Source organism: Fluviicola sp., assembly GCF_039596395.1.
Lineage (GTDB): Bacteria > Bacteroidota > Bacteroidia > Flavobacteriales_D > Crocinitomicaceae > Fluviicola.
Window position 1 is genome coordinate 251,373 of the sequence record NZ_JBCNJT010000002.1, and the last position, 23,531, is coordinate 274,903.

Consider the following 23,531-nt stretch of genomic DNA (forward strand, 5'->3'; position numbering starts at 1 on the left):
CTATTTGAATTTAAAATTGTAAGTAATTGCAGGAACTATGCGGAACAGGGTTGTTTGGACCGCTTCTGTTTTGGAAGGATCATCCTTGTTCTCGCGGAATGTAATCGAATACGCATTCTCGTGTGCGTATGCGTTGTAAATCGAGAAGTTCCAGCTGCTTTCAAATTTCTTGGTATTCTTGCGCAGCCACGTTACTCCCAAATCCAGTCGGTGATAATTCGGCATGCGGTACCCGTTTCGCTGGGTGTAAATAAAGTAAGTCTGGCCATCGATCTGGTATTTCCCGGAAGGGAAGGTCACGGCATTTCCGGTATAGAAAACAAACAAGGCAGAAATCGACCATTTGGGCGTAATCTCATAAATTCCCACTACGGATAAATCATGCAGCCTGTCTTGTTTTGCCAGGTACCATTTTCCGTCATTGATCCCGTCAATTTTGCGTTCCGTGCGCGAAAGCGTATACCCGATCCAACCGGTAAATTTACCCGTCTTCTTCTTCAGCATGATTTCCAACCCGTAAGCACGTCCGATCCCGGAAAGCAATTCTCCCTCCAGGCGTTCATTGGCCTGTTCGTTTGCCCCGTTCTTATAATCAAGCTGGTTCTGCATCCATTTGTAGTATACTTCCGTGCTCAGTTCCAGTTTGTTGTCGAGGAAATTCCGGAACCACCCCAAAGCTACCTGGTCGGAGATCTCCGGTTTGATATTCAGGCTGGAAGAAAGCCACACATCCGTGGGTGAACCCGAAGTGGAATTCGACACCTGGTGAATGTTCTGTGTATTGCGGGAATAAGCCGCTTTAATGGATTGTCCTTTTAAATACTGCCAGCTGAAAGAGAGTCTCGGTTCCACGAAGAAATAAGCCTTCAGAAATTTGTTTTTGGCCCAGGTATTTGCTGTGGCAACGGTTCCATCCGGGTTATAGGTATACATTTCATCGCCGTTTGCGAGTGCGATCAGGTTCGAACCGCGTACTCCGTAGCTCATGGTAAAGTTCTCGGTGATGGTGTAATCGTTCGTGATGTACACCGCATTCTCCACGGAATTGGTCGGCTTGATACGCTTGGTATTGATCCCCGAATCTTCGTTGGCATCGATTTGTCCCGGAGTAATTCCGTGATTGATCACATTCAGCCCGAGCTTCAATTTATTCCGGTTATTCGGGAACCACTGGAATTCCTGTTTCAGGTTGAAATCCTGGATCTGGGAAGTAATGTCGAACTGCACATCTCCTCCTGAAATGGAAATTTTGTAATCGTATTTGCTGTAAATGAAAGAGGTGTTGGAAAACCACTTTTCATTGATGATGTGGTTCCAGCGTAGTGTTCCGGTAGCATTTCCCCAGTTTATCCCGAAAACATCACCCAAGCCGAGTTTATCCCTTCCGAAGTAGCCGGATAAGAACAAGCGGTCTTTTTTCCCTACGCGGTAATTGACTTTTGCATTCAAATCGTAGAAAAACAACTTATTATCCTTGAACCGGTCGGACAATTTCAGGAACAGGTCCGCATAGGTTCTTCTTCCGGAAACCAAAAAGGATGCTTTGTCTTTTGCGATCGGGCCTTCCACGATTAATTTGGAAGAGATCAGACCGATCCCGCCACCTACATTGTAGCGTTTCTGGTTCCCGTCATTCATTTTAATATCCAGTACGGAAGAAAGCCGTCCACCGTAATTCGAAGGCTGATTTCCCTTATAAAGCATCGCATCTTTGATCGCATCGGAATTGAAGGTCGAGAAGAAACCCAACAAGTGACTGGCATTGTAAACAGGCGCTTCATCCAGCAAGATGAGGTTTTGATCAGCACCACCACCGCGCACATAAAATCCGGAACTTCCTTCACCCGCGTTTTTCACACCGGGAATCAGCTGCATGGTCTTGATCAAATCCTTCTCCCCGAAAATTACCGGGATCTTGGAAATTTCCTTCGGATCGATCTTTTCTACTCCCATCAACGGATCGCGCACGTTTCCATCGCGCCTCTCGGAAGAAACCACCACTTCTTCCAGTTCTTTTTCATCCTGTTCGGTCTTTAATTGAAAATCGACAGATTGTGAAACGGAAAGATCTACTTCTTTCTCCATCAACAAGTATCCGACAGCTGAAATTTGAATGATGTATTTTCCCACCGGCAAAGTCAGGGAATAAAACCCGTACTCGTTGGTTACCGCGCCCAGTTTCTGGTCTTTTACGCGGACCGTAGCCCCGATGATTTCTTCGCCTTTTGATTGATCCTTGACGGTTCCGCTCAGGGTTGCATTCCCCTGACCGAAAGAAATTGCAGTGATTAGAACAAATAAAATGAGTATTCCTGATTTCATATTGTTGAGTTGTGGTGCAAAAATCGCATTTATCTTTTCAAAAAGGTTAAAAAAAATGGTGAACGGTTGTTATTATTCGGTTAAACGTACTCTGTAAACGAAAAAAACTCCCGTTCATTGTGGGAGTTTTTATTGTTAAAAGTGAAGCGCTGATCTTTGAACTTAATTCATTAATCCCTTTTTAAACTGGTTGGGACTGATTCCGGTTTCTTTCTTGAAAAGCCTTGAAAAGTAAGGAAGGTTTTCAAATCCGAGCTGATAAGCAATTTCAGAAACACTTTGATCATCACTTTTCAGCCGGTTCTTTGCTTCATTGACCAGATAAATATGAATCAGTTCAATGGCTGTTTTACCGGTTTCCTGTTTCAGTAAATCACTCAGATAACGTGGTGATAAGTTTATTTGGGCCGCCAGATTGTTCACCGAAGGAAGTCCCTGGGAAAGAAGTAAGCCATTTTTGAAATACGCATTCAAAGCCTCGTTAAACCTGGAAACCGTTTTGCCGGAAAGTTCTGTACGGTTGATAAACTGACGTTTGTAGAAGCGCTGGGAATATTTCAGCATCGAATCAATATGCGTAAGGATGATATCCCGGCTATATTCATCGGGATTGTTGCGGTATTCATTTTCCAGTTTATCGTGTAAATCCCACATAATCTGTTCCTCAGAAGGTGAAAGATGCAGGGCTTCATTGGCTTCGTAATCGAAAAAAGCATACTTATTGATTTCGGTATGCAGGAAATGGCCATTCAGAAAATCTTCGTGAATAAAAATGATAAATGCATCTTCATCGTATTCCACATTTTTAAATTCGATCACTTGCCGGGGCTTAATGAATATCATGCTGCCATTTTCATGGTCGTATTTCGTCCGTCCGTAAAGGATCATTCCGGCTTTCAGTTTTTTAAACCCGATCATGTAAAAATCGGAAGTGAACTCGCGATCTCCTAATCCGCAAGTCTGGGTACAGCGGTAAATGCTGAACAAAGGATTTTCAGGCATCGGAAAGCCGTTAAACCGATGAATGTCGGACAGTTTTTTAAAATGCTCCATGATACATTGTTATACTACAAATCTACGCCGAAATACGGCGCAGATTCACTAAAATAAACGGATAATGAATTATTTGCCGTGAGCAGCGGTAGAAACATCGTTCCAGCTTTCCCATTCGGCATACTTTTCTTCATAAGCTTGTTTCACCCAGTTATAACCGTATTTCCCCAGGAATAATCGTTGCGGCGGATTTTCACTGTCAATCAGTTTCAGAATAGCCGGAACTGTTGCTTCCGGAACGCCGAAGAAATCATCCTGCATTCCAGCCTGAAATGCTGCTTTTACGCCATCGTATTCCGGCATTGCAGTTGTGCTCGCCGCAGAAGCACCAGACCAGTCTGTAGCATACGAATTCGGTTCAACCAATGTAACATCGATTCCGAATCCCTTCACTTCTGCAGCAAGTGTTCCGCTTAATCCCTCCACAGCAAATTTAGAAGCGTTGTAAACCCCCAGTACCGGAAAGGTAATCAATCCTACAACACTTGAAACCTGGATAATATGGCCTGATCCCTGTTCGCGCATAACCGGTAACACGGCTTGTGTGAGCCAAAGCAAACCGAAAAAATTGGTTTCCATTTGTGCACGGGCCTCTTGTTCACTCGTTTCTTCTATACTTCCAAACAAACCATAACCGGCATTATTGATCAACACATCAATCCTCCCGAAGTGTTCCTTTGCTTTACGGATTGCAGCGAAATCAGCTGTGCGGTCATTTACATCCAGTTGTAACGGGAGAATATTTTCTCCGTAGCGTTTCACTAAATCATCCAGTGAACGCAGGTCACGGGCTGTTGCCACGACTTTTTCACCTCTTTGTAAAAGGGCTTCTGCCCAGATCTTACCGAATCCTTTTGAAGCACCGGTAATAAAAATTGTCTTTGCCATTGTTTTTGTCTTTAATGATGAAGACAAAATTAGGCTGAGGGAATGCCTGATAATTTATACAGAAGTCGGGAAGAATGATACATTTTTACATTTGCCGGAGTCTGCAAAACAAAAAAGGTGGTTTCCCGAAACTTCGGGACTCAACCACCTTTCTGATTATTTCTGAATGGTTCAGGAATTAAACTTTTTGAACCTTTGAACTTTTTAAACCTTTAAACTTTTGAACTAGTTTAATTCGCCTTTCATTTTTTCAGCGTTCTCTGCCATTTTCAGCGCATCAATCATCTCCTGGATATCTCCGTTCATAAAAGCTCCCAGGTTGTACATCGTTTTATTGATGCGGTGATCCGTAATACGGCCCTGCGGATAATTGTAGGTTCTAATCTTGGCAGATCTGTCTCCGGTCGATACCAAAGTTTTTCGTTGAGCCGCACGTTCCTGGTGAACGCGGTCCAATTCTGCCTGGTATAAACGGGAACGCAATACGGAAATTGCTTTCTCCAGGTTTTTATGCTGTGAACGCCCGTCCTGGCATTCTACCACTACTCCTGTCGGAATGTGAGTCAAACGGATCGCCGATTCTGTTTTGTTAATGTGCTGACCTCCCGCACCGGATGCTCTGAAGGTGTCTTTCCGAACGTCGTTCATATCCAGTTCGAAATCCACTTCTTCTGCCTCCGGCAAAACCGCTACGGTAATTGCGGAAGTGTGGACACGCCCTTGCGATTCTGTTTCCGGAACACGCTGTACGCGATGCACACCCGATTCGAATTTCAGCATTCCGTAGATTCCCGCACCTTCGATGCTCATGGAAATCTCTTTGTATCCTTTTGCAGAAGCTTCGGAAGAGTTTGCAATTTCGTATTGCCAACCCATTTCCTTGAAGTACATCGTGTACATCCGGAACACATCCTCCACGAAGATACATGCTTCATCCCCTCCTGTTCCGGCACGCAATTCCAAAATGGCATTCTTATCGTCTTCCGGATCTTTCGGGATCAATAATATTTTGATTTCTTCTTCCAGTTCGGGTTTCTTCTGCTCCAGGTCGTTGATTTCCATCTTTGCCATTTCGCGCATTTCCGGATCGGTCTCAACTTCCAGCATTTCTTTGGAACTCTTCAGGTTGTCCAAAACATTCTTATATGCCTTGTAAGCATTATCAACCTCTTCCAAGTCCCGGTATTCCTTATTCAACTTCACATAACGATCCATATCCGAAATAATATCCGGGTCCGTAATCATCTTACCGACTTCTACAAATCGGAAATGAATTGCTTCCAGTTTAATTAATAAATCTTGCATCTATTTTCTAATCTTTTAATTCTTATTCTGCATTCATGAAAAAACGCGAAAATTATCCGTTGTATACGAATTCTCCGACTTCCGAGCGAACAGTTACCTGTTTCCCGTCCATTTTTTCTACCCGTCCGATGATCTGTGCATCGATCCCGAATGATTGACTGATTTCGATGATTTGCTGCGCTTCACTTTCCGGCAGGTAAACCTCCATACGGTGGCCCATATTGAATACTTTGTACATTTCCTTCCAATCCGTTCCGGACTCTTCCTGAATCATTCTGAACAATGGCGGAATCGGGAACAGATTGTCTTTTATGACGTGAACATCGTCTACAAAGTGAAGCACTTTTGTTTGAGCTCCGCCCGAACAATGAACCATTCCATGGATCGACGAACGGCATTTGTCTAAAATTGCCTTGATAACCGGTGCATATGTTCTGGTAGGTGAAAGCACCAGTTTCCCTGCATCAACCGGAACTCCGTCTACGAAATCCGTCAAGTTCTTCGATCCGGAATACACCAAATCTGCAGGAACTGCCGCGTCAAAACTTTCCGGGTATTTTTCCGCCAGTGATTTATTGAACACATCGTGACGGGCAGAAGTCAATCCGTTGGATCCCATTCCCCCGTTATATGCGCTTTCATACGTCGCCTGGCCGTAAGAAGCCAGCCCCACGATCACATCACCGTCCTGGATGGTATGATTGGAAATCACTTCCGAGCGTTTCATGCGGCAAACCACCGTTGAATCCACAATAATGGTGCGAACCAAGTCACCCACATCAGCTGTTTCGCCACCTGTAGAGTAAATCCCGATTCCCTGTTCACGAAGTGTTTCCAACAACTCCTCAGTTCCGTTAATGATCGCAGCGATCACTTCACCGGTGATCAGGTTCTTGTTTCTCCCGATTGTAGATGAAAGCAAAATGTTTTCCGTAGCACCCACACACAACAGGTCATCGATATTCATGATCAATGCATCCTGGGCAATTCCTTTCCACACGGAAATATCGCCGGTTTCTTTCCAATACATGTACGCCAGGGAAGATTTTGTACCCGCACCGTCTGCATGCATGACAATGCAATACTCTTCGTCTCCCGTCAAATAATCCGGCACAATTTTACAGAAGGCTTTTGGGAACAAGCCTTTATCGACTTTTTTGATCGCATTGTGTACTTCTTCTTTTCCGGCGGAAACACCGCGTAAGTTGTATCGAATATCTGACATACTAAAAATTGAAAGGGCAAAGTTACAAAATTCAATTGAGAGGAAAGGCCACAAAAAAAGGCCTTTGAAACAAAGACCTTTTTCTATCAGTTATTTTAGAACTACTTCGCTTTCGGAAGCGGTTTAAATATCAGGTTATCCGGATTTGCAGGAGCCGCGTTGGCTGCGTCAAACTCCAGGGTAATCACTTTACCTTCCGTACGTCTGTTGTACTGCTGCAATTGTTCAAACAACTTCTTGTTTGTTTTCTTAAACTGGTTCATGTATGCTTCTTTCAATACAATCACCTGTGTCCCTGCAATCATTACCCCATTTTCATCCTTCGGTTCAGATTCCATGTACTTACCAGCCAACAGGTAAACTGTTCTTGGCTCACGCTCACCTTTTCCAACAGGAATAATTCTGCGCGGATCTACCCCTTTTTCCTCTACCAGGAACTTGTAACAAGCTTTGGCGCGGTTTTCAGAAAGAACCTGGTTGTAAACATCGTTACCACGTGGATCCGTATGAGAACTCAACTCAAGAACCAATCCAGGGAACTCGTTTAACAGGTTGTAAACAAACAACAAGGAATCTTTTGAGTTAATGGAAGAGTCAACTAACAAATCCCATTTTGCCAAAGGATAACGAACTTCCGGCAGACGGATTGGTTTTTTCACCGGGAATAATCCCATATCCAATACGAAATCCTGGTTGTATTTCAATCCTTTCGTAGAGATAGATGCTCCTAATTTATCTTCGTAGTAACCTTCTTTTGAAATCGTTACTTTGTAATCAGACTCTTCAGCGATGTAACGGTCTCCGTTTGGTTTTTTATCCCAGTAAACAGATCCGTCTTTTGCAGTCAAACCTTCCCACTTCTCATTTGCATTGGATCCGGTAACAACTACTTTCACTCCTTCGATCTTCGTTTGGCGAGTTTTATCCAATAAATCGAATACGTTTACTTTCAAAGAGAAAATGTTCGGAGGCAATTCGTACATCCATAAATCCGGGCTGAACTGCTCACCTACGTTTCCTTTACGCTCAGACGTGAAGTATCCTTTGCGGTCATCTACTTCTACCAATGCGTAATCGTTAAACTCAGAGTTAATTGGAGAACCCAGGTTTGTTGGTTTTTCCCACTGGTTTTTGTCTCCTATTTTTTCAGCGCGGAACATGTCCAATGCACCCATTCCCGGAAGTCCGTTGGAAGCATAAATCAAATCTCCGTTTCTTGCAAAGCTCGGGAACAATTCGTTTCCTGCAGTGTTAATCTCAGGCCCCATATTTACAGGAACTGTCCAGGAATCTCCTTTTTTGTCGTAAGTCGTGTACCACAAATCGTGTCCACCCTGACCACCTGGCATATCAGAAGCAAAAATCAGGAATTTCCCGTCGTCAGACACACATGGGTGACCAACAGATAGTGTATCGTTTGGTTTCAAAGAAAGTTTTTTCGGACGTTCCCATCCTTTACCTCCCAATTCAGACATGTAAATGTCACAACCTAAGTTTTGTTTTTTGATGCTTGGACAACGTGTAAAGAACATGGTTTTACCACGGGCATCGATACACAAAGTACCTTCGCTGTCTTCTGTATTGATACTGTCACCTACAATTGGTTTCGGCTCGAGCCAGTTTCCTTTTTTATCCAGTTCGGAAACGAAGATATCCATGTATTTTTGGCATGTCAACGGATCTTTTGCTTTTCCCTGAAGGCCTTCACGGTCACTGGATGTACCGAAAGCGATCTTGGTATCTTTCTTATCTACGAACATCGGTGCCATTTCAAAACCTTCTTTGTTCAAGGCTTTTACGTTGGAAACCGTGTGGCGTGTTCTGTTTTCCTTAAATTCTTCATACATCTTGCAAGATGCAATCCCTACATCTGCTCTCGGATCATCCGGAACCAATGCTTTATACGCCATGTAGTTTTCCTGAGCTTTTTTCAAATCACTCATTTGGCGAAGCATGTCTGCATTGTACAATAACACAAGCGGTTCTTTTTGCTGGTACTTCAACAGAATAGCTTTTTCATACCATTCATTCGCATTTTTGAATTGGTCTGTCATTCTGTAGCTTTCAGCTGTTTTATAAGCCATCTCCCCCTTCAATGCAAGTCCTGATTTTGACTTACGCTTGATTTTCGAATAGGCTAGCTGAGTTTTTTCTGCAGCTTCACAGTAATTTCCACTTCTAAACTGAGTATTTGCATCTTTAATTTGTTTCACTTGTCCGAAAGACACGCCGGAAACAACTAAAAGTCCAGATAAAATAAGCGTTTTAACATTCATAGCAAGGTGCAATCTTTTTATATAAACACAGTGATAAATGGGCTACTACAGGATTAAAGTTATAGTTACTCAGTTATCGTGATTGCCGAAATTAAATTAAAATTTTGAATACGCACTATTTATCAAGGAAAAAAAAACGTCTAAAGTGGTTTTTGTGAGATTTTATTCGGAGACGTATCTTTCCCATTTATGCAGTAAATTCTGAAATCCTTCCGGTAAATCGGAATCAAACTGCTTCCACTCTCCCGTTTTCGGATGTTGGAATCCTAAAGACTTTGCATGCAGTGCCTGACCGGGAATCAGGTCGAAACAATTGGAAATGAATTGCTTGTACTTATCATGTGTCGTTCCTTTTACGATGCGGTCACCGCCATATTCCAGGTCGTGGAATAAAGGATGTCCTTTCCATTTCAGATGCGTACGGATCTGGTGAGTCCTTCCTGTTTCCAATTTACATTCAACCAAGGTCACCAGACCGAATCTTTTCAGAACCTTCACATGTGTTACGGCATGTTTTCCGTGATCTCCGTCCGGGAAGACGGTCATTACCTTCCGGTTTTGCAGGGAACGCCCCAGGTTGCCTTCAATGCGCATATCTTCTTCCACATCTCCCCAAACCAAAGCCTGGTACCTTCTTTCAGTGGTCCTGTCGTAAAACTGTTTTGCCAGGTTTGTCAATGCATCTTCGGTTTTGGCTACCACCATGATACCGGTAGTGTGTTTGTCCAAACGGTGCACCAACCCGGGCCTTCCGAAATAATCCGATTTGCGTTCCGGCAGGTTGTCGAAGTGATACACAAGCGCGTTGACCAAGGTGCCTGTATAATTCCCGTAACCCGGATGAACAACCATATTTGCCGGTTTATTCACAACGATCAGTTCATGGTCTTCGTATACAATATCCAACGGGATATTTTGCGGAATCAATTCTATTTCGCGCACCGGATAAGGTAAAACGATTGCTACCTCATCTTTCGGTTTTACTTTATAATTGGATTTAACCGGTTTGCCGTTAACAACCACGCTTCCATTCTTGGCCGCGGACTGGATCTTATTCCTGGAAGTATTCGGAAGCCGGTCTAATAAGTATTTATCGATACGGACAGATTCTTGCCCCGGGTCTGCTTTAAAACGGTAATGTTCAAAAAGTTCTTCCTCTTCCTGCTCAACATCCTGAACATCTTCATTCATACCTTATCTGATAATTTTTTTGACTGTTTGTGTATTGTTCAATCTCAGGAAGTAGATTCCGCCAGGAGCATCGCTCAGGTCAAAACGCAAATCTTCCGTTCCGACCGTTAAAATCGTGCGTCCCTGTGAATCCACCAATACGGCTCCCGGGAATGCACTTTCCGATCTCCAGTCAATGTTCACCATACCTGTTGTCGGATTCGGATATACATTCCAGTCAATTTCTTCGCGCGCTAATTCGTCCACAGAAAGGTTTACGTTGTCTCCCGTCAGGATAATAGGACGGATCATCGGAACCCCAGGTGTTGATGACGCATTCCAGGTTGTACCACCGTTGATTGAGTAAAACAATTTCCCGGTTGGTGTGGTATTTCTGTCAAAACCGATGTTCAAAGGATCTGCATCGATCTGGCGCATTCCCACATAAAACACTCCTGCATTAGCCGGAAGCGGAAGTCGTGTATCTTTTAGCAAATAATCCGTGTAAACTCCTCTTTCGTCTTCATAAATCGGTGTTCTCGGGTAGAAGAACTGATCTTCATAAAGCACTGATCCCGGAACGCCGTTATTATCTCCCCAAACTGTCAACAGGAACAATTTATTGGACATATCTTTCACCGTCGGAACAAAACACATCCTTACTCCCAACAAGGTATCCGTCTGGTAGGGCTTGAATTTCAGGGCCAATCTTGCCTGAACCTGTGAAATTCCATAAGCTGCTTCTGCAGACCCGTCGTCATAGGCATATACGTTCTCAAATACTTGTTGTGTATAGGAAGAATCGTTTAAAGGGAGGTTCGGGAATTGTGCTCCGGCATTCGCGATAATATCAAATGTTTTGGTTGTGGATGCAGGAGTTGTCGAAAAGGTATATCCTCCGGTAAAATCATGTACACTCGCCACGGTTGTTCTCGGTGCATAGTTCAATGCTCCCGACAAAGTAGCTCCATTCATCGTGAATGATCCTTCGGTTGTTCCTGCAAAATTCACTTTTACCGTTCCATTCAGGTTGTTTTCCGGAATATTTGATCCGTTTCTCACGGAAACTTTCACGGCAGGATTCATGTGTGTCGGGTCATTCACCCAATGTTCCCACGGAACCTGCGTATATTCCTGGATCAATGATCCGATATTGTATACGAAGGCAAAATCTTTGAAAAGTGTATCCTGATAACCGCTTCCGTTTCTTAAATGCACGTAATCCAAATGGAATTCGTCCAGCATACCGGAAAGTGCTCCGTAATTCTTAAAGCGGAATCTGAATCCGTTTGTCAGGTAAGCCGCATTCACAATTCTCAAATGGCCCAACTTGAAATCTCCCAATGACCCGCCGTTCATAGACCAAATATGGTCCCACTCGTCATTTGCCTGGTTATAGAATTCCAGAACAAGGGAATCCTGTTGCTCCGGTGCATCACCGAATCCCTGCCGCTGAACGAGGAAACTCAGGTAAATGGAATCATTGGGAGTATATCCCGATAAATTAATGACTTTGGAAGTCAGATAATCTGCATACCCTGTTTGTGTCGTATTGATCGCATACGGATAGCCTGTTTCGTCCAAACCGTCAAAAGTTACCACGCCCAAAGTCCATGGGTTTACAGCATGTGTGTAATTGTGGTATGCCGACACATCCATCCAGTATTTATCCGGATCCACTTCGTGTGCATAAAAGATCGTCACGGAATCCTGTTTGATATCCGGGTTTGTGAGACTAACCGTATCCGGATCATTCGGAAAATCAATACTGTCGTAAATATTGTATGGCGGATAAAACTGTGTCGGGGAGTAAACTACCGGGTAATTCTGAAAATCGGCTTCTTTAATGGTAATCAACGGTAAATCTGTCTGGCTCTGAAGAATTCCTCCCGAATAGGTATAGCGTCTCGTAGGAGTTGTTGAGAACATTTTAGTATTCGGCAACGGAACGTCCGACATGTCTGTCAAATGATAGAATTTCTGCTCCGTAACGTTCGCATCACCGGGTTGTGCATCCAATACCGGGAATTTGGAGTGAGAAAACTCATCCAAAAGCGGCAGGGACAAGGTGTCGAATGAATAGATAAAGGTACTGTCAATGTTTGTGATGCTTTTCAGATTCAAGGATCTTTTAGGAGAAACTTCTCTTTTCATCGCACCGATCGGGCTCAGAACTTCCTGTCCGAACGAAACAACACCAATAACAAATACAAAAACGGATACTAAACTAAATTTCATCTAAATCAAAAATTACCTACTTTTTTTCAGCTGAAACCATGATTGTAGTACCAGATGGAACAGTAACACCTTCAATAAACTCAGGGCTTTGAGAATAAATCTGTGCGTTAGCTGAATCGGCTGCATTCGTACATCCATCGCATGCGCCAACTGAAATCTGTAGCGATATTCCACTTAAACGCGCTTTGGCATCAGATATTGTTAACCCGATCAAATCAATTACCGTAACAGGCTGTGCTTCGTTGTTCTGACCTACGACCAGAGTAATAGTACTTCCTACCGGGATTCTTGTTCCTTCCTTGATTTCTCTTCCGTTGTAAAGCTGTTTCAGCACCGCTCCGTTGGATTCGGACGTAGGTACATATGTTTTACGGCATTTCAAGCCACGGTTCTTCAGGATACTTTCTGAAATACGTTCTGATTTATCGATCAAACTCGGCATTTCCACCAAACGCGATTTTTTGGAAACCTGTACACGGATAATACGTCCGGGCTTCACACAAACCAATGATTTGGAAGTCGGAAGCGGGTCCTGTGAAACAATCGTTCCTGCAGGCAGATCCGGTTTATAAACCGAATCCAGGACTTCAATTTTCAATTCCAAAGCTTCCAGTTTGGACTGGGCACTGCCGGTATTCAATCCAACCACATTCGGAACATCAATCTTTTCACCGTGATTGGTATACGAATCCAGGTAGAAAACAAGGATCGTAATCACCAGAAAATAAGTAAGCACAATGAAGATGGTATGCTTCAAAAAATGCCTGCTCCAAACAAATGCCTTAAGCTTCTGAAAAAACTTCATAAATCGATTGTAAGTTGCACAAATATAAAAAGAATGTTTCTGCAAGGATGCAAAGCAGATACGAAGCTTTTAACAATCTGTTCTGAAAACTTTTCGGAGCAGAATAAAACACGGCATAATTATCCGCTACTTTTGCAAAAAAGCGTTCCAAATGTTCAAAAGTTCAATGGTCCAATCTTCCATTTTTTGAACAGTTGAACAGTTATTCTTTTGAACTAAAAAAATACGTTATGAAGCTGGTTGGTTTGTTTTGCGGCGGATATTCTTCGGAATTTGAGATCTCTTTGAAAAGTGCTCAAACTATTATGGATAATTTCCCGAAGGAATTTGAAGTAGTTCCGGTCCATGTAACAGAAAGCGGCTGGTTCGTTCCGAGCGGCGAAGAAAAATTCCCGTTTTCCATTGAAAGCATGAGTTTCGCAGGCAAAACCGGCGAGCGTAAGATCGATATCGGGCTGATCTACATCCACGGGAATCCCGGAGAAAACGGAAAGATCCAGGCTTTGCTCGACATGAAAGGAATTCCGTATGTGAATTCCAATGCACTGGCTTCCGAATTGAGCTTCGACAAGTGGTACTGCAACCAGTTCCTGTCGCGCTTCGGTATCCCGGTAGCCAAATCGCTTTTCTTAAAATCGCGCCAGCAATACAGCTCTGATGAAATCCTCTCGGAATTGGGACTTCCTTGTTTCGTAAAACCATCCGATTCGGGATCCAGTTTCGGGATCAGTAAGGTTTCCCAGGCGGAAGACCTGCAAAATGCACTGGACAAAGCTTTTGAAGAAGGAGACACGGTGGTGATCGAATCTTTCCTGAAAGGAACAGAAGTTACCTGCGGCATTTATCGTTCTCCGGAAGGATTGGTGACCTTGCCATTGACAGAAATCGTAACGGAAAATGACTTCTTCGATTACGAAGCCAAATATTTGGGACAATCCCAGGAAATCACACCGGCGCGTATTCCGGATGCTATTCGAAACAAAGTTTGGGAAACATCCAAAGATGTTTACAACCTGCTGCAGTTAAAATCGATCGCACGTATTGATTTCATGGTGGTGAATGATATTCCGCATGTGATTGAAGTAAATACGACTCCCGGATTTTCTGCTGCGAGTTTGGTGCCGCAGATGCTGGCAGAAGCAGGAATTTCCATTACGGATTTCTGGAGCCAGATTTTCAGCGTGGAACTAACGAAAAAATAAACCATTGGTTTATACCGCAAAGAAGGAAGGGCGCAAAGATAAAACACTCAAAATTCCATGCTCTTCTTTTCTTATTCTCTTTGCGCTGAAACTAAAAAGCAGAATTTGCACCTCGAACGTTTATTAAATGAAAAAGGGTACAATCTAAATAAGTACCCTTTTCCAAACCTAAAACCCAATTTACCAAACCAATCAGAGAGATTTCTGATATATACTTGACACCCTTATGATGCTCGGGTTTTTAAAAGGTTGGAAAAAAAAATAATTTTTTTCCAGTTTTTTTCAAATTACCAGATTTGTCTGAACTTTCCGGGTGAAAATAATTCGTTCTATTCAATGAATCGAACTTCCTTCGGCTTTCTTTCTTGTGAGACATAGCCTCGGTCTTCATCCGCTGATGAGGACTCTTATTCAACGCAACGGCAAGGTGCATCAAAATACCATTTCACCTGTGGCATGGATTCTTCCCATTTTTGTTGAAAGCGCGGACCTAAAAGAATTCCACGCATGTCTACCGCCTCCAGTTTTTTCAAGCCTAAGATTTCCTCCGGAAGCACATTAATCGGGTTATCCCAGATGTCCAGCACTTTCAAATCTGCCAGGTATCCGGTACAAGCCGGAAGGGAACTGATTCTGTTTCTTGCCAGGTGAAGCCGCTGAAGTTTCGGCATCTGACAAATTACAATCGGGGCACCATCCAAGTCATTTTTTGTTGCATCCAGGGTTTTCAGCGATTTAAAAACACCCATTTCCAATGGAAGTTCTTTCAATTTATTTTTCGAAATATTTAAATATTTCAGATTCTTGAATGCATATAATTTCTCAGGGATCTGTTCCCACTTTAATTTCGAAGCATCTATTGCAAGGATCGTGTCCGGATTTGCTTTTTGAATAGCTTCCCACCGGTAAATCTTCAGGGTATCCTGCGAGAAAGAAAAGTTAGTGATACAAAGAAAAATAAGTGCGGGCAGTAATTTCATCCTGTTGAATTTGATGTTTCAGATCTTCTATATTTTCAAAACGCTTTTCGTCGCGTATATGTTGCATGACTTCCACCTGAATCTGCCGGTCGTAAATTTCCTCCGAGAAATCGAACAAATAAACCTCAATGGTAATCTGGCCGTTATTCGCAACAGTGGGACGCGTGCCAATATTCATAACCCCGTAAACCAATTGGTCTCCCAGGTGAACTTTCGCAGCATACACCCCATTTTTAGGAAAGATTTTCTCGGAGTTTTCCAGGTCTATATTCGCAGTCGGGAAACCGATTGTCCGCCCGATTTGCTGTCCTTTTACCACTTTTCCCTGCAACACAAACGGAGTTCCCATCAATTCGGACGCGTATTCCACATTTCCTTCCAGGATAGCATTGCGGATTTTGGTAGAACTGATCGTTACTTCTCCGGCAGAAATAGCAGGCAACTGGAAAACATCAAAATGGTACAATTCGCCCAACTCCTGCAATTCCTGGAAAGATCCTTCCCGGTTCTTCCCGAAGTGATGATCGTGGCCAATGTGCATTTCGCTGACACCGATCTGGTTCACCAATACATCACGGACAAATTCCATGGCTGATAAGCGTGAAAATTCTTTCGTGAAAGGAAAAAGAATAACGGTATCCAGTCCCAGTTTTTCCAGTTTCGCCAATTTCTCGTCCACCGTATCGATCAGTTTCACGGAGTAACTGTCGGGGTAAAGGACTTTTCGCGGATGTGGTTCGAATGTAAATAAAACAGATTCCTTGTTTTCGCGCTTAGCCTTCTGAACCAACGAACGAATAATCTCCTGGTGGCCCAAATGAACACCGTCATAGGTACCCAAAGTAAGGATTGGATGATTAAACTTTGTTTCTGAATTCAACTGCCGGACTACACGCATGGTACAAATGTAGTCAAACAAAAAAAGACTGCACTCATCGAAAATTGAAATGCAGTCTTTTTCCCGAAAAAGTTTTTTGCGTTACCGGATCAACTGGATATCTCCATGACCCGTCAGTATTTTCCCATTGAGTCCCTCGATTTCGTATTTGAAGAAATAAACACCGTCGGAAGCAAGGTCCCCGCGAACAACTCCGTCCCAATATCCGTTTACATTGTCGTAATCGCACATTTTATCTCCCCAGCGGTTCACAATGACCACTTTCACCGATTTCACATAAGTTGCCGTAATGAAGAATGTATCGTTATTATGGTCTCCGTTCGGCGTGAAAATATTCGGAATGCGGATAATAGGATCTGGAATCGGGTTTACGATGATCTTCACCGTGTCGGTATCCACACAAGATCCGTTCGCGGCAGTTAAAACAACCAGGTATTCTCCCGGGCTGGTATAGATATATTGAGTTCCGGCAGTCGTCGTCAGATCAATTTCCCAACCGTTCCCGAATGACCAGTTATAGGTAGAAGCGTTGATGGAGTTATTGTCGAAATTCACCGTCAGATCAGGGAAACCTTCCGTGACATCTGCTGAAACAACTGCGGTCGGCATCGGCACGATAGTTACTGTAATCTGATCGGTATTGACACACCCGTTAGCGTCTGTTCCGGTAACCGTATACGTTTGACTGGATCCCGGAGCGAATGGAACCCCGTTTGAAACTCCGTTGTTCCAGGTATAAGTCTGCGCTCCTGAGCCGGAAAGTATAATCGTGCCCCCGATACAAATGGACTGATCGGCTCCTGCATTCACGTTCGGCAATGGATTTACAGTAATGGTTACCTGGTCTGTTCCCATACAACCGTTTGCAGCAGTTCCAGTTACCGTATAGGTAGTTGTTGACCCAGGAACAAAAGAAACGCCGTTAGTAACCCCGTTATTCCAGGTATAGGATTGCGCTCCGTATCCGTTCAATGTAACCGACCCGCCCTGGCACACCGCCTGAGGAGAACCCGCATCTACATTCGGAAGCGGATTTACGGTAATGGTAACCTGATCGGTATTCGTACATCCGTTCGCATTTGTTCCGGTCACCGTGTAAGTCGTTGTAGCAGACGGAGTAAAAGCAACTCCGTTCGAAACACCATTATTCCAGGCGTAAGATTGTGCTCCCGAACCGTTCAATGTAACAGGCAAGCCCTGACAAACCGTTTGAGGCGAACCTGCGTCTACGTTTGGCAACGGATTCACTGTAACCGTCACCTGGTCTGTTCCCGTACAGCCGTTTGCATCTGTTCCGGTTACCGTATAAGTTGTGGTTGACGCCGGAGAAAAGGAGACTCCGTTGCTGACTCCATTGTTCCAGGTATAAGATTGTGCTCCTGATCCGTTCAAAGTAACAGATCCGCCCTGGCAAACAGATTGGGGAGAACCCGCATCTACATTGGACAATGGATTGATCGTAACCGTAACCTGATCTGTACTTTGGCAGCCATTCGCATCCGTACCGGTTACCGTATAAGTCGTTGTTGAAGCGGGAACAAAGGAAACTCCGTTCGTAACTCCATTATTCCAGGAATACGATTGTGCTCCCGATCCGTTCAATGTAACCGACCCGCCCTGGCAAACCGATTGAGGCGCACCCGCATCTACGTTTGGCAACAGATTTACTGTAATAGTAACCTGATCCGTACTCTGACAGCCGTTCACATCCGTACCGGTTACTGTATAAGTCGTTGTTGAGGCTGGAGCAAAAGAAACACCGTTGCTGACTCCATTATTCCAGGAGTAGGTTTGCGCTCCCGAACCGGAAACCGAAATCATTGCTCCCTGGCAAATCGTTTGATCCGAACCTGCATTCACAACCGGGACCGCATTTACTGTAATGGTAACTGCGTCTGTAGATGTACAGCCATTTGCCGCCGTTCCGGTAACATTATAAGTAGTTGTAGTTGCAGGAGAAACAGAAATACCATTTCCTGCTCCCAATCCATTATCCCAGGAATAGCTCACAGCTCCCGTAGCCGATAAAGTGGTGCTTCCTCCCGGACAAATAGAAGTATTTGTTCCGGCATCAATAACGGGTGGAGTTCCCACAGCTACCGTTACCTGGTCGGTAGCAGTACGTCCGCACTGATCGGTTGCCGTAACCGTATACGTTGTTGTTGAAGCAGGTGACACGGAAACTGACGCGGTTGATCCCGCACCGTTATCCCAGGAATAAGTCACTGATCCGTTTCCGTTAGCAGATGTAGCAGTTAATGTAGCCGAAGAAGCGCCGCCGCAAATATCCGTATCCGGACCAGCATTAGCGGTCAATGGAGCAGCATCATCAATATTTATAATGGCTAATCCGTTGCTGCAAACACTTATCGGATAAGTACATTCGATCGTTTCAACTCCTTCCGTTATCCCATCTGTAAAGACATTGATCGGCAGGTTAATGGAAGTTTGCCCGGCAGGAATAGTAATCGAAGATGGCAAGGACGAATAATCGACACCACTGGTAGCCGTTCCTCCCCAGGTTACGTTGAACGAATAATCGGACGCCTGCGCAGTTGGAATGGTAAAAGTGATGGTATTCGTATTGAAACATTCTTCGTACAAAGCAGTTCCGAACGGATAAGTTGCCGCCAGTGACAATGGAGGATTTCCAACCGCAAACAATCCGTTTTCCTGGATAAATACCCATGAATCGTAGATCGGGTCACCACCATCTGCTATCATCAAACGGATATGATAAGTTTGACAAGCAATTACGTTACTGCTGGCAGTCAACTGAACAGTGTACCCATCCATGACATTCGGGTTGTTCAATGCAATATTATTTCTATACAAAGAACTGTTCGACCCGAGATTGATATTATCAATGGTTACAGGCATATTACCCGGTAGCACGGCGATGTTTGGTGTTCCGGCTATTCCCGGCCCTGAAATATAAAACGCAAAGGCATCATTATACCCCAAACCAACATATTCATTGTACTCTTCCGAACCAAAAATGTAATTTACATTGATACTATTGGTGATGGGAACAAAGTCAAACTCCAGGATGATTCCATCATAAGTATCATCGCCGGCAATTCCATCCAATTGAGGAATAGAATTACCATTATTGTCTCCGCTCAAAAATACTCCCGGACCTCCCTGAAGTGCCGTGGCAGTATTCACAAATCCGCTGCTCAAAACAACTCCCGAGTTCATGGATGTACCGATACCTGCAGAAGTACCGCCTATAAATTTGGCAATGGCTCTTGAATCTCCGGTAAGTGATACGTTGGAAAAAGTTACTCCCGGACCGCAGATGGTGGCCACGTAATTATTGGCGACATCGGAGCTTAAAGTAATCTGTGCGCTGACAGAATTGGTGCAACTTATAATCGTCACAACCAATGACGACAAAAGCGTCAATTGAACTTGTTTCAATAGCTTTTTCATAGTAGTAATAAGTAGTAACAAGAAACCTCCTTAAGAAATGTGTTCCTTGTTTTTTAGTAGTAATAATCCTTTAAAAGTTACGAATTTTAAGGAATAATTAAATAAAAACCAATTATACGTCTTTTTTTAACAACAAAAAATTCCGAATTGTCCTAAAAAAAGGCCGCATTTTCGGAATACGGCCTTTGGAACAAAAAGTTGCATAAATTATCGGGCCAGCTGAATATTTCCTTGTCCGGAAAGAATAGTTCCGTTCAATCCTTCGATGACATAAGTGAAGAAATAAACCCCGTCTGAAGCGAGATTTCCGTTCACTGTTCCATCCCAATAACCCTGTACATTGTCGTAATCATACATTCTGTCTCCCCAGCGGTTCACAATCTGCACCCTCACAGATTTCACGTAACTTGCTGTAATAAAGAATGTATCGTTATTATGATCTCCGTTCGGTGTAAAAATATTCGGAACTACGATAATCGGATCCGGAAGCGGATTCACTGTTATTAATACCGTATCGGTATCGGAGCATGACCCGTTCGAAGCTGTTAAAATAACGATGTAATCACCCGGATTCGCATATTCATGTTGTTGCCCCGCTGTGGAAGAAACATTCCATTGGGAACCATCTCCGAAGTTCCAGTGATAGGTTGATGCATTGGTTGAATTATTATCGAAATTAACCGTAAGGGCAGGAAAACCTTCCGTCACATCTGCAGAAACACTTGCCGCCGGATACGTAACGATTGTTACAGTAACCTGGTCGGTATTGACACAGCCATTGATATCCGTACCTGTAACCGTGTAAGTTTGAGTCGATCCCGGAGTAAATGAAACTCCGTTGGTAACTCCATTATTCCAAACGTAAGTCTGAGCTCCGGAACCTGAAAGTGTCACAGGGCTTCCGATACAAATCGTTTGATCTGCTCCGGCGTTTACATTCGGAAGCGGATTGATGGTTACCACTACCTGATCCGTACTCTGACACCCGTTCGCATCCGTACCGGTTACTGTGTATGTTTGTGTAGAGCCAGGTATGAAGGAAACGCCGTTTGTAACGCCATTATTCCAGCTATATGTTTGGGTTCCTGTGGCTGTTAACGTAACACTTCCGCCCTGGCAAACCGACTGGTCAATTCCTGCATTCACGGGAACCGCCGTGTTTACTGTAATGGTAACCTGGTCGGTATTGGTACAACCATTCGCATTTGTTCCTGTTACCGTATATGTTTGTGTCGCAGAAGGTGTAAATGCTACACCATTTGTAACTCCATTGTTCCAGGTATAGGAAGTCGCACCCGAACCATTCAAAGTAACCGGACTTCCCTGACAAACTGTTTGCGGGGCACCTGCATCAACCACAGGCAGCGGATTTACTGTAACAACTACCTGATCTGTTCCCTGGCAACCATTCGCAGCAGTACCGGTTACCGTATATGTTTGGGTAGAAGCCGGGGTAAATGAAACACCGTTGGTAACACCATTATTCCAGGTATAAGATTGCACTCCGGAACCACTCAATACGACAGAACTTCCGATACAGATCGCCTGATCATTTCCGGCATTTACCAGTGGAGCCGGATTCACAGTCACCTGAATGATCGAATTTGCCGTACATCCGTTTACATCTGTTGCGGTAACCGTATAGTTGGTGGTCGTTGCCGGACTAACCGTATTGCTCGGCCCATTTGGAAGGGAATTGCTCCAGGAGAAAACGTAAGATCCGTTCCCGCCCGTTGCCTGAGCATTCATCACCACACTAGCACCCGCACACATCGTTAGCGGTGTATTGGTTGTTACGTTTACAGGAGTAGGCTGTGCAATAGTAACTGAAATTGTATCCCGGCAATTATTGACATCAGCTACCACATAATTATATGTTCCGGCAGCCAGGCTTGTGAATGTATTCGATCCCTGGTAAGTACCACCTACAAGCGAATAGGTATAAGGTAATGGTGTTCCCGTTCCTCCGAGTTGCGCACTTCCGTCACTCAATCCGTTACAGGATGCATCCTGGTTGTCAATCAAAAGAGCGGTCAGGTTGTTAACCATTCCCACCGTTGCGGGCATGGATGCAGAACAACCATTATCGTCAACCACCTGAATGGTGTAAGTTCCTCCTGCCACATTGTTAAATGTCGGGCTTGTTTGAGAAGTTCCTCCGTTGGAAGAATAATGAAGCGTTCCGGTTCCTCCCGATCCTGACATGGTTAAACTTCCGTCGCTTGCAGAGCAATTTGCAGCTGTTGCCGATACGAAAGAAATGGTAACTGCCGCCGGTTGTGTAATGGTTACAGGCTGAGTATCGGTACATCCGTTCGCATCCGTTACTTCAATAGTATAGGTTCCGGCTGCCAAGTTTGAATAAGTACCGCCGGATTGGGTGGAACCACCGTTTAGTGTATAAGAATAAGGTGCCTGGCCTCCCGACACCGCAGTAACAGCAGAACCGTTTGAACCACCGTTACAGGAAACATCCATAGTGCTTGCAAGCGTTAAATCAATCGTACTTGACGGACCAACTGTAGCAGAAATACTTCCCTGGCAACCATTCACATCCTGAACCAGGACCGTGTAGTTACCTGAAGCCAGGTTGTTAAACACTCCACCCGGCTGCCAGCTTACTCCGTTATCGATCGAATACTGATAACTACCCGCTCCGCCGGTCCCCTGCACCTCAAAACTACCTGTGGATGAAGAACAGGAAGGAGGCGTTGAAGCAATTTGATTTCCGGAAGGTATTCCCGGATCCGGGGTGACCAGTACATTATCTGTTTTAACAATCACCGTTCCGTCACAGGCGGTATACGTTGTTGTAGCGGTATAAGTAGTTGCTACCGTTGGACAAACGTTTACGGTATTTCCAGTTCCTACACTTGTTGCTCCCTGGAACCATTCCGTTGTATAAATCGGAGCTCCGTTCGGAGTAAAGCGCCATCCTTCCGGGGTTGAAACCGTCCAGGTAGGTGAAGTATTCCTGTTAGGAGCTGCAATTCCGGAAGTCCCTGCAGGATTTTGAATACCGATAATCGCCGCTCCGCCGTTCCAGCTTGAACACAACCCTTTATTGTTTACGTATACATCGATCACATTGGTTGTTTCATACAATACCATCATAAAAGTGGAAAACACACTACCGTTACAGGAAGTGGAGTAATGAGGCAAGCCATTATAAGAGACAACAAATATTCTGCACGGTGCTGTTCCAACCACATACCACTTTACGGTCCCTCCATAAGACGGATCAATATCGTGGTAAATTCCAAAAATATCTCCTGCCGCAGTCAAACTGGTTGAAGGACAAGATGCCGTAAACGACCAGGGTTGTGTTGTCGGTGCATACGTTCCGAACTTGATAGATCCGTTCGACCCGATCTTACAACTTGTGTAGGATTGTCCGTAATAACAAAACGTAAAAGGCAATGTAATCTGAGGACTCCAAACGTCATCGGTTCCTACGGAAACTCCCGTTCCTCCTGCCTGATTGTAAGCAATCGGCGGAGTGTGTGGAATAGAAGCAACTGAATAAGTATTGGTGGCTCCGGCATGAAACGGTGTGGCCGTTAATGTAGCACAGGGCTGATTACAAGTAAGCGTTTGATCTGCTCCGGCATTCACGCTGGGACATCCCGGAAACTGTGCATACGCAGTTGTAATTACTGACAGGATCCCTATCAGAGTAGTAGTAAGTTTCATAATTGGTCGTTCTGAGTAACAAGTAGTTGAAACGAAAATAC

At 44.2% G+C, this 23,531-nt stretch carries 14 protein-coding genes; 1 reads left to right on the forward strand and 13 read right to left on the reverse strand.

The features are described 5' to 3' along the window. From ABDW02_RS10255 to ABDW02_RS10295, 9 genes are all read right to left on the reverse strand, one after another. Positions 1-2,322, reverse strand: a complete 2,322-nt coding sequence (locus ABDW02_RS10255) for a TonB-dependent receptor (protein ID WP_343634461.1) — start codon at positions 2,320-2,322, stop codon at positions 1-3. Between the two features lie 162 nt (positions 2,323-2,484). Beyond that, positions 2,485-3,375, reverse strand: coding sequence for a helix-turn-helix domain-containing protein (locus ABDW02_RS10260; protein ID WP_343634462.1), 891 nt, complete (start codon positions 3,373-3,375; stop codon positions 2,485-2,487). A 69-nt stretch (positions 3,376-3,444) separates the two neighbouring features. After that, positions 3,445-4,263, reverse strand: a complete 819-nt coding sequence (locus ABDW02_RS10265; protein ID WP_343634463.1) for an SDR family NAD(P)-dependent oxidoreductase — start codon at positions 4,261-4,263, stop codon at positions 3,445-3,447. A gap of 225 nt (positions 4,264-4,488) precedes the next feature. After that, positions 4,489-5,568 (reverse strand): peptide chain release factor 1, encoded by a 1,080-nt coding sequence (prfA, locus tag ABDW02_RS10270; protein WP_343634464.1) that lies wholly within the window; start codon positions 5,566-5,568, stop codon positions 4,489-4,491. A 52-nt stretch (positions 5,569-5,620) separates the two neighbouring features. Next, a complete protein-coding gene (locus tag ABDW02_RS10275; RefSeq protein WP_343634465.1) occupies positions 5,621-6,793 on the reverse strand; it encodes an AIR synthase related protein in 1,173 nt (390 codons plus the stop codon). Between the two features lie 101 nt (positions 6,794-6,894). Beyond that, a complete protein-coding gene (locus tag ABDW02_RS10280; protein ID WP_343634466.1) occupies positions 6,895-9,069 on the reverse strand; it encodes an OmpA family protein in 2,175 nt (724 codons plus the stop codon). Positions 9,070-9,231: 162 nt separating this feature from the next. Next, the gene (locus tag ABDW02_RS10285) at positions 9,232-10,260 is read right to left on the reverse strand and encodes an RluA family pseudouridine synthase (protein ID WP_343634467.1); all 1,029 of its coding nucleotides are present in this window, start codon (positions 10,258-10,260) and stop codon (positions 9,232-9,234) included. Positions 10,261-10,263: 3 nt separating this feature from the next. Then, positions 10,264-12,477: a T9SS type A sorting domain-containing protein gene (locus ABDW02_RS10290; protein ID WP_343634468.1), complete on the reverse strand. Its 2,214-nt coding sequence runs from the start codon at positions 12,475-12,477 to the stop codon at positions 10,264-10,266. Between the two features lie 16 nt (positions 12,478-12,493). Then, positions 12,494-13,282, reverse strand: a complete 789-nt coding sequence (locus ABDW02_RS10295; RefSeq protein ID WP_343634469.1) for a PASTA domain-containing protein — start codon at positions 13,280-13,282, stop codon at positions 12,494-12,496. Positions 13,283-13,512: 230 nt separating this feature from the next. On the opposite strand from ABDW02_RS10295, the gene ABDW02_RS10300 reads away from it, so the two are divergent. Further along, on the forward strand, positions 13,513-14,484 hold the full coding sequence (locus tag ABDW02_RS10300; protein WP_343634470.1) for a D-alanine--D-alanine ligase: 972 nt from the start codon (positions 13,513-13,515) through the stop codon (positions 14,482-14,484). A gap of 407 nt (positions 14,485-14,891) precedes the next feature. On the opposite strand, the gene ABDW02_RS10305 is transcribed toward ABDW02_RS10300, so the two are convergent. The 4 genes from ABDW02_RS10305 to ABDW02_RS10320 all read right to left on the reverse strand — a co-directional run bounded on the left by ABDW02_RS10305 (position 14,892) and on the right by ABDW02_RS10320 (position 23,490). Next, positions 14,892-15,464 carry a leucine-rich repeat domain-containing protein gene (locus ABDW02_RS10305; protein WP_343634471.1) on the reverse strand — a complete coding sequence of 191 codons (573 nt, stop codon included), beginning with the start codon at positions 15,462-15,464 and terminating at the stop codon, positions 14,892-14,894. Further along, entirely contained in the window at positions 15,424-16,362 is a 939-nt protein-coding gene (locus ABDW02_RS10310; protein ID WP_343634472.1) for a bifunctional riboflavin kinase/FAD synthetase, read from the reverse strand. The genes ABDW02_RS10305 and ABDW02_RS10310 overlap by 41 nt, the downstream gene beginning before the upstream one ends. A gap of 81 nt (positions 16,363-16,443) precedes the next feature. Next, positions 16,444-19,797, reverse strand: coding sequence for a choice-of-anchor L domain-containing protein (locus tag ABDW02_RS10315; protein ID WP_343634473.1), 3,354 nt, complete (start codon positions 19,795-19,797; stop codon positions 16,444-16,446). Positions 19,798-20,004: 207 nt separating this feature from the next. Then, complete coding sequence (locus ABDW02_RS10320) at positions 20,005-23,490, reverse strand: gliding motility-associated C-terminal domain-containing protein (protein ID WP_343634474.1); 3,486 nt, start codon at positions 23,488-23,490, stop codon at positions 20,005-20,007. Positions 23,491-23,531: the final 41 nt, after the last annotated feature.

What these genes read in the sequence shown, in the direction of transcription:
- ABDW02_RS10255 (WP_343634461.1), bottom strand. Translation starts at nt 2,322, where the DNA reads ATGAAATCAGGAATACTCATTTTATTTGTTCTAATCACTGCAATTTCT.
- ABDW02_RS10260 (WP_343634462.1), bottom strand. Translation starts at nt 3,375, where the DNA reads ATGGAGCATTTTAAAAAACTGTCCGACATTCATCGGTTTAACGGCTTT.
- ABDW02_RS10265 (WP_343634463.1), bottom strand. Translation starts at nt 4,263, where the DNA reads ATGGCAAAGACAATTTTTATTACCGGTGCTTCAAAAGGATTCGGTAAG.
- prfA (WP_343634464.1), bottom strand. Translation starts at nt 5,568, where the DNA reads ATGCAAGATTTATTAATTAAACTGGAAGCAATTCATTTCCGATTTGTA.
- ABDW02_RS10275 (WP_343634465.1), bottom strand. Translation starts at nt 6,793, where the DNA reads ATGTCAGATATTCGATACAACTTACGCGGTGTTTCCGCCGGAAAAGAA.
- ABDW02_RS10280 (WP_343634466.1), bottom strand. Translation starts at nt 9,069, where the DNA reads ATGAATGTTAAAACGCTTATTTTATCTGGACTTTTAGTTGTTTCCGGC.
- ABDW02_RS10285 (WP_343634467.1), bottom strand. Translation starts at nt 10,260, where the DNA reads ATGAATGAAGATGTTCAGGATGTTGAGCAGGAAGAGGAAGAACTTTTT.
- ABDW02_RS10290 (WP_343634468.1), bottom strand. Translation starts at nt 12,477, where the DNA reads ATGAAATTTAGTTTAGTATCCGTTTTTGTATTTGTTATTGGTGTTGTT.
- ABDW02_RS10295 (WP_343634469.1), bottom strand. Translation starts at nt 13,282, where the DNA reads ATGAAGTTTTTTCAGAAGCTTAAGGCATTTGTTTGGAGCAGGCATTTT.
- ABDW02_RS10300 (WP_343634470.1), top strand. Translation starts at nt 13,513, where the DNA reads ATGAAGCTGGTTGGTTTGTTTTGCGGCGGATATTCTTCGGAATTTGAG.
- ABDW02_RS10305 (WP_343634471.1), bottom strand. Translation starts at nt 15,464, where the DNA reads ATGAAATTACTGCCCGCACTTATTTTTCTTTGTATCACTAACTTTTCT.
- ABDW02_RS10310 (WP_343634472.1), bottom strand. Translation starts at nt 16,362, where the DNA reads ATGCGTGTAGTCCGGCAGTTGAATTCAGAAACAAAGTTTAATCATCCA.
- ABDW02_RS10315 (WP_343634473.1), bottom strand. Translation starts at nt 19,797, where the DNA reads ATGAAAAAGCTATTGAAACAAGTTCAATTGACGCTTTTGTCGTCATTG.
- ABDW02_RS10320 (WP_343634474.1), bottom strand. Translation starts at nt 23,490, where the DNA reads ATGAAACTTACTACTACTCTGATAGGGATCCTGTCAGTAATTACAACT.